This window comes from Gammaproteobacteria bacterium (genome assembly GCA_016199745.1).
Classification (GTDB): Bacteria; Pseudomonadota; Gammaproteobacteria; order Acidiferrobacterales; family Sulfurifustaceae; genus JACQFZ01.
Genome location: JACQFZ010000022.1, coordinates 255,118 through 268,851, shown reverse-complemented (window position 1 = coordinate 268,851; position 13,734 = coordinate 255,118). Strand labels below are relative to the sequence as shown.

Annotated in this window: 11 protein-coding genes and 1 tRNA gene; 3 read left to right on the top strand and 9 right to left on the bottom strand. The window is 57.6% G+C overall.

All coding sequences use genetic code 11. The features are described 5' to 3' along the window. The first annotated feature begins 1 nt into the window (after position 1). Together HY308_06235 and HY308_06230 are read left to right on the top strand one after the other, a co-directional pair. Positions 2-3,115, top strand: a complete 3,114-nt coding sequence (locus HY308_06235; GenBank protein ID MBI3897878.1) for a multidrug efflux RND transporter permease subunit — start codon at positions 2-4, stop codon at positions 3,113-3,115. Between the two features lie 33 nt (positions 3,116-3,148). Then, positions 3,149-4,585, top strand: a complete 1,437-nt coding sequence (locus HY308_06230; protein ID MBI3897877.1) for an efflux transporter outer membrane subunit — start codon at positions 3,149-3,151, stop codon at positions 4,583-4,585. Positions 4,586-4,713: 128 nt separating this feature from the next. Here HY308_06230 and HY308_06225 read toward each other — a convergent pair. Together HY308_06225 and HY308_06220 are read right to left on the bottom strand one after the other, a co-directional pair. Beyond that, positions 4,714-4,790: transfer RNA gene (locus tag HY308_06225), tRNA-Met, on the bottom strand. A 46-nt stretch (positions 4,791-4,836) separates the two neighbouring features. Then, positions 4,837-5,547: a hypothetical protein gene (locus tag HY308_06220; GenBank protein ID MBI3897876.1), complete on the bottom strand. Its 711-nt coding sequence runs from the start codon at positions 5,545-5,547 to the stop codon at positions 4,837-4,839. A 130-nt stretch (positions 5,548-5,677) separates the two neighbouring features. On the opposite strand from HY308_06220, the gene HY308_06215 reads away from it, so the two are divergent. Then, positions 5,678-6,076 carry a hypothetical protein gene (locus tag HY308_06215; GenBank protein MBI3897875.1) on the top strand — a complete coding sequence of 133 codons (399 nt, stop codon included), beginning with the start codon at positions 5,678-5,680 and terminating at the stop codon, positions 6,074-6,076. 321 nt (positions 6,077-6,397) lie between these two features. On the opposite strand, the gene HY308_06210 is transcribed toward HY308_06215, so the two are convergent. The 7 genes from HY308_06210 to nuoI all read right to left on the bottom strand — a co-directional run bounded on the left by HY308_06210 (position 6,398) and on the right by nuoI (position 13,713). Further along, a complete protein-coding gene (locus HY308_06210; GenBank protein ID MBI3897874.1) occupies positions 6,398-7,186 on the bottom strand; it encodes a hypothetical protein in 789 nt (262 codons plus the stop codon). A 68-nt stretch (positions 7,187-7,254) separates the two neighbouring features. Continuing rightward, complete coding sequence (nuoN, locus tag HY308_06205) at positions 7,255-8,703, bottom strand: NADH-quinone oxidoreductase subunit NuoN (protein ID MBI3897873.1); 1,449 nt, start codon at positions 8,701-8,703, stop codon at positions 7,255-7,257. Positions 8,704-8,710: 7 nt separating this feature from the next. After that, positions 8,711-10,189, bottom strand: a complete 1,479-nt coding sequence (locus HY308_06200) for an NADH-quinone oxidoreductase subunit M (protein MBI3897872.1) — start codon at positions 10,187-10,189, stop codon at positions 8,711-8,713. A gap of 3 nt (positions 10,190-10,192) precedes the next feature. Further along, positions 10,193-12,148, bottom strand: a complete 1,956-nt coding sequence (nuoL, locus tag HY308_06195; protein MBI3897871.1) for an NADH-quinone oxidoreductase subunit L — start codon at positions 12,146-12,148, stop codon at positions 10,193-10,195. Beyond that, the gene (gene nuoK, locus HY308_06190; GenBank protein MBI3897870.1) at positions 12,145-12,450 is read right to left on the bottom strand and encodes an NADH-quinone oxidoreductase subunit NuoK; all 306 of its coding nucleotides are present in this window, start codon (positions 12,448-12,450) and stop codon (positions 12,145-12,147) included. The genes nuoL and nuoK overlap by 4 nt, the downstream gene beginning before the upstream one ends. 54 nt (positions 12,451-12,504) lie before the next feature. Beyond that, a complete protein-coding gene (locus HY308_06185; protein MBI3897869.1) occupies positions 12,505-13,113 on the bottom strand; it encodes an NADH-quinone oxidoreductase subunit J in 609 nt (202 codons plus the stop codon). 111 nt (positions 13,114-13,224) lie between these two features. Continuing rightward, complete coding sequence (gene nuoI / locus HY308_06180; GenBank protein ID MBI3897868.1) at positions 13,225-13,713, bottom strand: NADH-quinone oxidoreductase subunit NuoI; 489 nt, start codon at positions 13,711-13,713, stop codon at positions 13,225-13,227. Positions 13,714-13,734 lie beyond the last annotated feature (21 nt).

The following is a 13,734-nucleotide window of genomic DNA, read 5'->3' as shown; positions in this document are numbered from 1 at the left end:
GATGAATATTTCCGCTCCGTTCATTCGCCGGCCGGTGGCGACGACTTTGCTCACCATCGCCCTGGGCCTGCTGGGCTTGGTCGCCATGAGCCAATTGCCGGTCTCGCCGTTGCCGCAGGTCGATATCCCGACAATCGCCGTGACCGCCAACTTGCCGGGCGCCAGCCCCGAAACCATGGCGGCGACTGTTGCCACGCCGCTCGAACGGCAACTGGGGCGTATCGCCGGGGTGAACGAAATAACCTCGTCGAGCTCGCTCGGCGCGACGCGTGTGGTGTTGCAGTTCGACCTCGAGCGCGATATCGACGGCGCCGCGCGCGACGTTCAGGCGGCAATCAATGCCGCGCGCAGTCAGCTGCCGTCGAACCTGCCGCACAATCCGATCTACCGCAAGGTCAATCCGGCCGACGCCCCGGTGATGATCCTGACGATGGCCTCGGACTTCTTGAACCGCGGCCAGCTGTACGACGCCGCTTCCACCATCGTTGCGCAAAAGCTGTCGCAAGTGTCGGGTGTCGGCCAAGTCGTCGTCAGCGGCGCTTCGCTTCCGGCGGTACGCGTCGAGTTAAATCCGTTCGCGCTCAATAAATACGGCATCGGCATCGATGAAGTCGGAAACGCCATCGCCGCCGCCAACCCGCGTCGTCCGAAAGGATCGATCGAAGGTCACGACCGCCATTGGCAAATCTACGCGCGCGACCAAGCGCAAGTGGCGGACGACTATCGTTCGCTTATCCTCACCCACCGCGAGCAGGCACCGGTTCGATTGTCCGACATCGCCGAGGTCACCGATTCGGTGGAGGATATCCGCAACGACGCAACTACTAATGGCAAGCCGTCGGTGCTGTTGTTCGTGCACCGACAACCCGGTGCCAACATTATCGAAACGGTCGAGCAAGTCCGGGCATTGTTACCGCAGCTGCGGGCATCGATTCCGCGTGCTATCGATCTGTCCGTCACCATGGACCGCACGCCGACGATTCGCGCATCGCTGCTCGACACTGAACGCACGCTGGTGATTGCCGTCGCACTGGTAGTGCTGGTGGTGTTTTTGTTCCTGCGCAATCCGCGCGCGGCACTTATTCCGAGCGTGGTCGTACCGGTATCATTGATTGCGACGTTCGGCGTATTGTATTTGTGCGGCTACAGCTTGGACATCGTGTCGTTGATGGCGCTCACTATCGCGTCCGGCTTCGTCGTCGACGACGCCATCGTCGTACTCGAAAATACACTGCGCCACATCGAGCACGGCATGTCGCCGCTGCCGGCGGCACTGCGCGGCGCTCGCGAGGTCGGCTTTACCGTGCTATCCATGAGCCTGTCGTTGATCGCCGTATTTATTCCGATCTTGTTCATGGCTGGTATTCCCGGCCGGTTTCTTCGCGTTGCTGCCGTAACGGTGACAGCCGCCGTGCTGGTGTCGCTTGTCATGTCACTGACGACGACGCCGATGATGTGTGCACGATTGCGGCGGCACGATACCACCCGTCCACAGAGCCGAACGTTCGCGGTCTTCGAACGTGGCTTCGATTGGATGCTACGTCGCTACCAAGAGAGCCTCACCTGGGCGCTGCAACATGGACGCTTCATTATGGCGTTACTGTTGGCGACCGTCTGTTTGAACGTATATCTCTACGTGATCGTCCCCAAAGGATTTTTGCCGGCGCAGGATACCGGCCGCATCAGCGGCTCGATCGTGGCCGATCAGAGTATTTCGTTCCAGGCGATGCGGCAGAAACTAACGAACTTCAGCGACATCGTCCGCACCGATCCGGCGGTCGACACCGTCGTCAGCAACACCGGCGGCGGCCAACGTAATACCGGATCGATGTTCATCTCGCTTAAACCGCTCAACCAGCGCGACGCGTCAGCGGAAGAAGTCATTACCCGCTTGCGCGATAAGCTCGCGCAGGAGCCGGGAGCGAAGCTATTCTTGCGGGCGGTGTCGGACTTCGGCAGCGGCGGACGGCAGAGCGGCGCCATGTATCAGTACTCGCTGCAAAGCGATAATTTGGACGAGCTACGCGCGTGGATACCGCGGCTGGAACAGGCGCTGAAGCAAGTGCCGCAACTGGCCGACGTCAACACTGACCAATACGTGGCTGGCCTGCAGACGCAGGTCGTTATCGATCGCTCCACCGCCGCGCGCTTGGGCATCACGCCGAAGATGATCGACACGACACTGCAGAGCTCGTTCGGACAACGACACGTATCGACGATTTACGCCGCGCGCAATCAATACTACGTCGTCATGGAAGTCGCACCGCCGTACCAGCAACATCCCGAAGCGTTGCGCGACACCTATGTGCGCAATTCCGCCGGTACGCCCGTGCCGCTTTCCAGCTTTAGTCGTTACGAAACGACGACCACGGCGCTGGCGGTCAATCATCAAGGCCAGCTACCGGCGGCGACAATTTCCTTCAACCTTCCGTTAAAAGGATCGCTGAGCGCCGCCGTCGCTGAAATTAACTCCGCCATGGCTCGCATCGACGCGCCGGCGTCGCTGCAAGGCGGCTTTCAAGGCACGGCGCGCGTTTTCCAAGAGTCGCAACGAAACCAAGTGTGGTTGATTCTGGCGGCGCTGATAACGCTTTATATCGTGCTCGGCGTTCTCTACGAAAGCTACGTGCATCCCATCACCATTCTCTCAACACTGCCGTCGGCCGGTGTCGGCGCCCTGCTCGCGTTGCTCGTTCTCGGCATTCACTTCGATCTGATCGGGCTGATCGGCGTCATCATGCTGATCGGTATCGTCAAGAAAAACGCCATCATGATGATCGACTTCGCGCTCGAGGCCGAACGCAAAGAAGGCAAGAGTCCGGAAGCGGCCATACTGCAGGCGTGCCTGCTACGGTTCCGGCCGATCATGATGACGACGCTGGCGGCGCTATTGGGCGCACTACCCCTGGCCATCGGTTTCGGCGAAGGCGCCGAGCTGCGGCGTCCGTTGGGCGTCTCGGTTGTCGGCGGCCTGCTCGTGAGCCAACTGCTGACGCTTTATACGACGCCGGTGGTTTATCTATATCTTGACCGGTTTCGTCTTTGGTGCCGGCGCATCGGCGCGCGCCGTACTGACAACGCCAGCCTCGATCCAGTGTCGGGTATCGACCGCTAACTCCGGCATGCGACCCATCCCTGTGGAGATCCAATGACATTAGCCGACTTAAGAAAAAAATTTATTCCGGTGATCGCGCTCATCAGTCTTTCGGCATGTGCCGTCGGCCCCGATTACAAACGGCCCGAGCAAGAAGCGCCGACAGCATTTAAGGAGATGCAAGGTTGGAAACAAGCCGAACCGCGCGACCACGAGCTTCGCGGCAACTGGTGGGAGATGTTCGGCGATCCGCTGCTGAATTCGCTCGAGCAGCAGGTCAATATTTCCAACCAAAATCTCGCGCAGGCGGCGGCACAATTTCGGCAAGCGGCGGCGTTAGTGCCGGCAGCGCGCGCCAGTTTCTTTCCGACGGTCACGAGCGGAGTGTCGAGGACCCGGACAAAATCCCCGGATACCCGAACGTCCTCCTCGAGTACATCATCAACGGCGATCGAACCGGTCACCACCGACACCTTGAATCTCAACGTCATCTGGGAGGCAGACGTTTGGGGACGGGTACAGCGCACGGTAGAAGCCAACGAGGCCGGCGCCCTTGCCAGCGCCGCGGATCTGGAGGCGGTGCGACTCTTGGCACAAGCGACGCTGGCGCAAAGTTATTTTCAGTTGCGCATCATCGACGCTCAACAGAAATTGTTGGATGACACGGTCGCCGCCTATGAAAGATCGCTGCAACTCGCCAACAACCAGTACGCCGCCGGTGTCGTATCCAGAGCCGACGTAATTCAGGCACAAACGCTGCTCAAGACGACGCAAGCACAGGCGATCGATCTCGGCGTGCAGCGCGCGCAGCTTGAACACGCCATCGCGCTACTGATCGGCAAACCGCCTTCGGCGTTCTCCCTAGCGCCGACAGCAGCAACGATGGCGCAACCTGCTATCCCCGTTGGTTTACCGTCCGAGCTGCTCGAACGCCGACCCGACATCGCCGCCGCCGAACGACGAGTCGCCGCCGCCAACGCCCAAATCGGCGTGGCGAAGGCGGCGTACTTTCCGTCGCTTACTCTCAACGCTACCGGGGGTTACCAAGATACGGGCGTCGCCGATTGGATCAGCTTACCCAATCGCTTCTGGTCGATCGGACCGGCGCTAGCGCAAACCCTGTTCGATGGCGGTCTACGACGTTCCCAAACCGATCAAGCGATCGCCGCCTACGATGCCAGCGTTGCGGTCTATCGCCAAGCGGTGCTCAATGGATTCAAAGAGGTCGAAGACAATTTAGCGGCATTGCGAATTCTTCAGCAGGAAGCGCAGGTACAGGACGAGGCGGTAAAAAGCGCGCATGAATCCTTGGCCATCATTACTAATCAATACAAGGCAGGGACCGTGAGCTATCTCGACGTCGTCGCCGTGCAAACGGCGGCGCTTAACAACGAACGCACCCAGACAGAGATCTTGGGCCGCCAACTTATCGCCAGCGTTCTGCTCATCAAGGCACTCGGCGGCGGCTGGAAGGCGGCGGCAATACCATAAACTCAGCGACTTGCTGGTACGAAGAAGTTAAGACAAACCGGAAAAAATATGGGGACTACGAGCGCGGCTTAGAAAACCATCCCCACCGACCGTTGACTTGTCACGGCCGGAGGGAAATGTCTAAAGATTGGTAGCGGGGGTAGGATTTGAACCTACGACCTTCGGGTTATGAGCCCGACGAGCTGCCAGACTGCTCCACCCCGCAGCAGGGCCGCGATATTACAGGCGCATCTTTCGGAATACAAGGAAACTTAGCCACTTCCTATTTCGGCCAACCGTTCGGCACAGTAGATATACGCGATCCAACCCATGAGCGTGCCAATGGCGTCGACCGCCGCCAGGCCTTCCCATGATAACGAATCGTCGAACACCCATAACACCATCGCCGGCGCCAGCGTCAGCAAGGCGGGGAACATCGATTGCGGTAAACGCTGCCACAGCGTCAACACCGCCGACCGCAGCGTCGGCAGCAATCGAAAGTCGGATCCGACGAACACCACCGGAAACCAATAGACAAACAAAAAGCCGAGTGCCGGCACGGATAAGGCAAAGGCATGCAGCGTTTGCTCGGTTAACGCCCCCGGCTCAGTGCCAAAAAGACCCAGAGCGATAAACTGCACGAGCTGAATGATAACGATCATGACCAGCCCGGCCTTGGTCATTAACCAGAGGAACGGACCGTAGACCGGAATGCCCGCCTGCAAGGCGTCGCCGATATTGACGACGTCACGACTTTGCGCGAATGCACGCGAGATCCCCGCCATTAAATAAAACAGTCCAGCGATCCCGACGCCGCCGAGCACCATCAGTGTAAACGGCTCGGGCTTGTCCTCACCGGCGACTAACTGGCGCAATAACACCGAGAAGAAAAACTGGGCGACGATCAGCAACCATAGGCCCTGACTCATTAATGCCCGTACTGCGGCCCGAATACGCCGCTCGCCTTCACCAAAAGTTTGCATCAGCTACGCTTAGAAACGCCTGGCAGATAAAACCTTAGCCTAGCACGCAAAGCCATCGATTCGCGCGCCTTATCGCCCAGAAGATGCCACACGACAAGCCACCGCGCCGGCGCGGCCGCAGATATCGTTATTGGCGGCGGTTCCACCATTGTTCGGGGCACTAACGCAATTGTTGGCGGCATGGCTCGAAGCGCGCGTCGGCACCCGACGCACGCTAATTCTGTTTGGCGCATTGATGCACGCGCTCACCTGGTTGCCGATTATCTGGTTGCCATATTTCTTTCCGGCGCACGCCATACCGGTGATGGTCAGCAGCGTCGCGCTCTACTTCGGCTGGCTCGGGTTGGAAGCGCCGCTCTGGAGCAGCCTGATGGGCGATCTGGTACCGCCGCGTAAGCGCGGCCGATTTTTCGGTGGACGCACGCGGTTCATGAGCGTCACCGGCTTCATCTGTTATTTGTCCAAGCGATATCCGGCGCCGCCTGGGCCGGTTTCACGCTCGCCATCGGCAATTATCTTTATGACATAGTCCCAACCGAACGGCGCGCGCCCTACTGGGCGATCCACAATCTACTCACGAGCGTCGGCGTATGCATTGGTGCGTTGCTCGGTGGTGCGATTAGCAGTCGTTGGCCGACAACATTGACGTTACTTGGCCATACCATGCGTTGGGTAAGCGGAGTGAGAAGCACAGGAAGGCGTTGCGCCACCCCGGGGGGGTGCTTTCTTTTGGTTCCTTTTCTTTGCACAAGCAAAGAAAAGGAACCCTGGGTTGCGGGGCAGAGCATCCCGCTGATTATATTTATTACATCGACAGTCATCGCCCCCAACGGGGGCGATTCAACCCAACCTACTGCGCCACCTTCACCAACACACCCACTCCCCAATCCGGACTACCATCGCTCAGCCCCTTCATCACATACCCCGTGATGCGAGTCTGCGCGTCGGCCTTGCTGCTCATGAACAACGTCAACTCACGTTGCGACGGTGTACCCGGCAAAACGTTATCCTGCATATCGAACGTTGCGCCCAGGGTAGTCGTATTGCCGACGTTAAAAACCGCGCCGGCCGAAGCAAACGGAACGTTGTCATAATCGACACCGGACGGATCGCCCATGAACTTATATCCGAGCGAACCGAACAAGCCAGTGGTGCCGTAGTTACGCTCGGCATCGATCTGAATCGACAGATCGTTCTCGCCAGTGCCGAGGTTCTTGTCTTCGTCGGCAGTACCAAACTTAACCTTGCCGGTAACATCGATGCGCGGACGCTCGTTATCTTCGGTCCATAAATTAACCGACCCTTTGAGCAACAAATCGCCGACGCCGATTTCGGCATCGCTCTCCCCGGCCGCGCGACCGCTGGGGATGCCGCGTCCATCGCCGCCCGGGACGATAGTGCCCGGTCCATCGACGACGAGTAACGGTGCGGTCATGGATACGCTGTAGCGATCCGCTTCGTATTTAAAGGTGAACGGAAAATACCAAATGTCGGTGTCTTGCGAGGTGTCGTAGCTGCCGGTGGTGTACTCGGCGCCGTAACTGAGACTGAAGTCGCCCTTTTGCTGTGCCCATACCGGGACAGCGTTAACAGCGGCAACTAACAGCAATACCGAAATAACGCGTTTTGCTAAAACCATAGAGTGCTCACCGTTTTTTAGGATCCGAAGAACGGATTCTAACTAGAAAAGATAAAACGGAAACAACACTATGAGTAAGACAGTGAGCGAATGGCGAAATTACACCAATCAATAACCGTGCCGACCCACGGCAGGATACCGACCAGCAGCAACCCATTAACGCCAAGCAACACGCGAAAGTCCCTGCCCGCCTCGATTGGCGCCAGATCTTGCGCATCGTCGAAGTACATGAGCTTGACGATACGTAGGTAGTAATAAGCGCCGATGACGGCAAACAGCACAGATAACACTGCCAACCAAACCGCGCCGCTACCAACGAGCGATTGGATCACAAGAAACTTTGCATAGAACCCAGCAGTCGGTGGCACACCGGCCATGGAAAACATCAGCAACAACATCAAGAACGCGTGCCACGGGCTACGCTGGTTAAGGCCCTTGAAGTCGTCCAGGCGCTCGGCCTCGAAACCGGAACGCGACAGCAGGATCACGATGCCGAACGCACCGAGGCTCATGACGGCGTACACCAGCACGTAGAACAACGACGCGCTATAACCGCTGGGCGACGCGCTCAAAATGCCGAGCAAGAAGAAACCCATGTGCGAGATCGCCGAATACGCCAACATGCGCTTAATGTTGGTCTGGGCGATGGCAATCAGGTTACCGAGCGCCATCGACAGAATGGCAAGGATAACCAACATGCCGTGCCACGAGCTGGAAACCCCTTCGAGACCGCCGACCAGGAGACGCATTACCATGGCAAAGGCCGCCAGCTCGGGGGCGGTACTGATATAAAGCGTTACTGCCGTCGGCGCACCGTGATAGACGTCGGGCACCCACATATGGAACGGTACCGAGCCGAGCTTAAACGCGATACCGACGACGACGAAAACTAATCCGAAGATCAACACGATGTCGTTCGGGTTCATTTTGCTGACAGCTAGGCGTACCGCACTAATCTCCAAGCTACCGGTCACGCCGTAGAGCATGGACATGCCGTAGAGCAACATGCCGGAGGCCATAGCGCCGAGCACGAAGTACTTCATCGCCGCCTCGGTGGCAGTCGCCGAATCGCGCTGGAACGCCACCATCGAATAGAGCGACAACGACAACAGCTCGAGACCGAGGTACAGCGTCAAGAAGTGGCTGGCCGATACCATCACCATCATGCCGACGATGCCGAACAAACCGAGAACGTAGTATTCGCTGCGATCCAAGCCACGACTGCGCAAATAATCGCGCGAGTAGGCGAAGACGAAGAAGGTCACGCCATAGATCGCCAGCTTGAGCAATACCGACAACGGGTCGGCGACGAACATACGGTTGAACAAATAACCCGAGATATCGGCACCGGCGATCGTCAGACAGGCGGCGCCCGCCAGCGTCAACTGCGTCAACGCGTACGACACTGACCGGGCACTCGGCGCGATATAGAGGTCAGCCAGCAAGATCACGCACGCCATCGCGAACACGAAGATCTCGGGTAACACGGGGAACAGGCTCGGCATTTCGAGATTCATGGTCGCGTTAGAGCTTGGTTTGGTTGACCTGGGCCAGCAAATGCTCGACCGAGGTATGCATGACGTCCAGGAACGGATTCGGCCACAATCCCATGAACAATACTGCCGTGGCCAGCGTGACCAGAAAGATCGCCTCACGACGATTGATATCGGTCAACGCGGCAACGTCGGCACTGCCGATATCGCCGAAGATCACCCGTTTGTACATCCACAACGAATACGCCGCGCCGAAGATCAATGTCGTCCCCGCCACCAACGCGTACCAGAAGCTGACCTGGAACGCACCGAGAATGACCAAGAACTCACCGACGAAACCGGACGTGCCGGGCAGACCGCTGTTGGCCATAGCGAATAGCATCATGAACGCGGCGAACACTGGCATCGGTTTGGCCACCCCGCCGTAGTCGCGGATCATGCGCGAGTGCATACGGTCGTAAAGCACGCCGACGCACAGGAATAACGCGCCCGAGACGAAACCGTGCGAGATCATCTGGATCAGGCCGCCTTCGATGCCCTGGGCATTGAAGACAAAGAAGCCGAGCGTGACGAAGCCCATGTGCGCGATCGACGAATAAGCAATCAGCTTCTTCATGTCTTCTTGTACCAGCGCTACCAGACCGATATACACGACCGCAATCAGCGACAACATGATCATCAGCCAAGCGAGATGATGCGACGCGTCGGGTGCGATCGGCAGCGAGAACCGCAAGAAACCGTAGGCGCCGAGCTTCAACATAATCGCCGCCAGAATAACCGAGCCACCGGTCGGCGCTTCGACGTGCGCATCCGGCAACCACGTGTGTACCGGCCACATCGGCACCTTCACCGCGAACGCGGCGAAGAACGCCAGGAAGATCAGGATCTGCTCATTCAGGTCGAGCTTCTGCGCGTGGAAACCTAGAATGTCGAAATTGCCGGTCTTGTGGTACAGATACAGCAGCGCCACCAACATCAATACCGAGCCGATGAAGGTGTACAGGAAGAACTTGATAGTGGCGTACACGCGGTTCGGTCCGCCCCATAGGCCGATGATGATGAACATCGGTACCAACATCGCTTCCCAGAAGACGTAGAACAAAATCCCATCGAGCGCGGCGAACACACCGATCATCAAACCTTCCATGAACAGGAACGCCGCCAGGTATTGGGCGACGCGCTTCTCGATCACTTCCCAGGAGGAGATCACCACCAGCACCGTGCTGAAACTGGTGAGCAGTATCAACCAAAGGGAAATACCGTCGATACCGAGCCGATAACGAATATTGAACGCATCGATCCACGCATAGTTCTCGACGAACTGCATCTGCGCCGTGCCCGAATCGAAATAGAGATAGAGCGGAATGGTGGCGACAAACGACAGCAACGAGAACAGCAGCGCCAGCTTGCGCGCCAGCGGCGCGCGCGTGTCGTCACCGGTGGCAAGCACGACTACGCCGCCGATGATCGGCAGCCAGACGCAGAGACTGAGCAAATGATCGACGAGCATCGGTTAGTGGAAATATTTTAAGAACGTTATTAGGAAGAACAGGCCGAGGATCATGGCGAAGGCATAGTGATAGACATAGCCGGATTGGATATGCCGAACCGCCGCCGACACCCACCCTACCAGGCGCGCCGTACCGTTGACCGCCAAACCATCGATCAGCTTCACATCGCCGACGCGCCAGAACAATTTACCGATGCCGCGCGCGCCGCGGATGAAGACGAACTGATAGATCTCGTCGAAGTAATATTTGTTCAGCAGCACCTGGTACAACACATTGACCCGCACACGGATTTGCTCCGGCAGATCGGGCCGACGGATATATAAGAACCAGGCGAGGCCAAAGCCGATTGCCGCCAGCAGCATCGGTATGCTGGTGAAGCCGTGAGCGATAAATGGGCCGAGACCGTGGAAATGTTCCTTGATATGGCCGACGGTATCGTGCGCCGGCAATACCTTGATGGCCTCACCGAAGTAACCACTGAAAACAATCGGCTGCAATAGATAACCGGCAGCGATCGACGGGATTGCTAACAGCACCAACGGCACTACCACGACCAGCGGCGATTCCTTCAGATGGTGCTCGGTATCGTGGTCCATGCGCGGCTTGCCGTGGAACACGAGGAACAGCAATCGGAAAGAATAGAACGATGTAATTAGTACACCCGAGAGCACGGCGGCATAAGCGATACCGCTACCCGGCAACGTCGAGTGCTGCACCGCTTCGATAATCAAATCCTTCGAGAAAAAGCCGGACATCCCGGGAAAACCGATGATCGCCAGCGTACCGACCCACATGGTAATGAACGTCCACGGCATGTACTTGCGCAGCCCGCCCATTTTGCGGATGTCTTGCTCGTGATGCATGGCGATAATCACCGAACCGGCGCCTAAGAACAGCAACGCCTTGAAAAAGGCATGCGTGCCCAGATGAAAAATGCCGACGCTGTAAGCCGACGCGCCGAGCGCCACCATCATGTAACCGAGCTGCGACAGCGTCGAGAACGCAACGATGCGTTTGATATCGTTTTGGACGATGCCGACCAGTGCCATGCTGAACGCCGTAATTGCGCCGATAACGAGCACCACCGACAGCGCCACCTCCGACAACTCGTACAGCGGCGACATGCGCGCCACCATGAACACGCCGGCAGTCACCATCGTTGCCGCGTGGATCAACGCCGAGATCGGCGTCGGACCTTCCATCGAGTCGGGCAGCCAAACATGCAGCGGTACCTGCGCCGATTTGCCCATGGCACCGATGAACAACAGGATGCAGATCAGCGTCAACGCGTTCCAATCGGTGCCGGGGATGACCTGCAGCACTTCATGGGCGAACTGCGGCGCGATAGCGAATACCGCGGCGTAATCGAGGCTGTCGAAATAGTAAAAGATCGCGGCGATACCGAGCAGGAAGCCAAGATCGCCGACGCGATTCATCAGAAACGCTTTCAGCTGCGCGTACGTCGCCGTCGGCCGCGTATACCAGAAGCCGATCAACAGGTACGACATCAAACCGACCGCCTCCCAGCCGAAAAACAGCTGCAGGAAGTTGTTCGACATCACCAACATCAACATGGCGAAGGTGAACAACGAGATGTAACTGAAGAAACGCTGGTAACCCGGATCGTCGTGCATATAACCGATGGTGTAGATATGCACCATCAACGAGACGAAAGTGACGACGGTCATCATCACCGCCGTCAACGGATCGATTAAGAAACCGACTTCGAGCGGCAAGCGACCGGCGACCGCCCAGGTATAAATCGCGCCGTTAAAGCTGTGACCGGCATACACATCCGGCAACACGACGAATGCCGACAGGCCGAAAGCGATAGCGACACCGAGAATCGTTACGCAGTGCGCCGCCACACGGCTGATCTTCCAACCGAGCAAGCCGGCAATCAACGCGCCGGCGAGGCACGACAACGGGATCAGCAAATAGATAGTTTCTTGGCTCATCCCTTCAGCGTATCCAGGTCTTCGACGTCGATAGTGGAACGATTACGGAACAGTACCACCAGAATGGCGAGGCCGATGGCCGACTCGGCGGCGGCGACCGTCAGAATGAAGAACACGAACACCTGGCCGGCGGTGTCTTCCAAGTAATGCGAGAAGGCGACGAAGTTCATATTCACTGCCAGCAACATGAGCTCGATCGCCATGAGCAGGATCACGAGATTCTTCCGGTTGAGAAAAATCCCGACGACGCTCAGCGCGAACAGAATCGCACCAACGATCAGGTAGTGTTCCAACGGGATCATCGCTTCTCCTTAACTATTCTTTTTCAATAAACGCCGTCGAGCGTTTCAGGGAAATCACGACTTCTTTTCCGCCGGCATCTTGACGATGCGCACGCGATCTTCGCGTCGCACACCGATCTGCGCGGCCGGATCGAGATATTTCGTATCTTTACGCCGGCGCATGGTCAAGGCGATAGCAGCAATGATCGCTACCAACAGAATGACCGCCGCCAACTCGAATGGATAAACGTAGAACGTATAAATAAGGCGCCCAAGCTCGCGTGTATTGCTGTGGCCGGCAACTGCCGCTGCCGGCTCCGGCATGTGTGTCGGCGAGAAATTGCCGGAGCTCAAAATCAGCGACATCTCCAACACCAGCAACACGGCAACGATGCCGCCGATTGGCAAGTACTCGCCAAAGCCGGCGCGTAAACGTGCCAAATTAATATCGAGCATCATCACGACGAACAGGAACAGCACCATGACCGCGCCCACGTACACCAGCACCAGCACGATCGCCAGGAATTCAGCCGACAATAACAACCACAAGCCAGCGGCACTGAAGAACGCCAGCACCAGGAACAACGCCGATTTCACCGGGTTGCGCAACGTAATCACCATCGCTGATGCGAACACCAGCAGGCCGGCGAAGACGTAGAAAATGAGTTGCTTGAATTCAAACATTATTAGTTGCCACGAATGCCCAAGGCCCAAGAACTGACACGCGCGCAAATGCGGCGCGCCTACTCCCCTCCCCCTTCAGGGGGGAGGGAATTTCAGGTTGGCGGATAATTCTCATCGAAACTTCGCATCCGCTGCACGATCGGCAGCGATGCGCTTCTCGAATTTATCGCCCATGGCGAGCAGTTGTTCCTTATTGATTATCTGCTCGCCGCGCTTTTCCATATGAAATTCGTTGAACGATGTTTCGACGATCGAATCCACCGGGCATGATTCTTCACAGAAGCCGCAGTAGATGCACTTGAACAGGTCGATATCGTACCGCGTCGTGCGGCGCGTGCCGTCGGAACGCTGAGTCGACTCGATGGTGATTGCCAACGCTGGGCACACTGCCTCGCACAATTTACAGGCGATACAACGCTCTTCGCCGTTCGGATAACGCCGCAACGCATGCAAGCCACGAAAGCGCGGGCTTACCGGCGTTTTCTCGTCCGGGTACTGCACCGTGATCTTGCGCTTGAACAAGTGACGACCGGTGACACTCAGGCCCTTGAGCAGCTCAACCAATAGAAAACTATTTACGTAGCGCTTGAACGAACTCATATGACGAGCCCTTTTCCAACT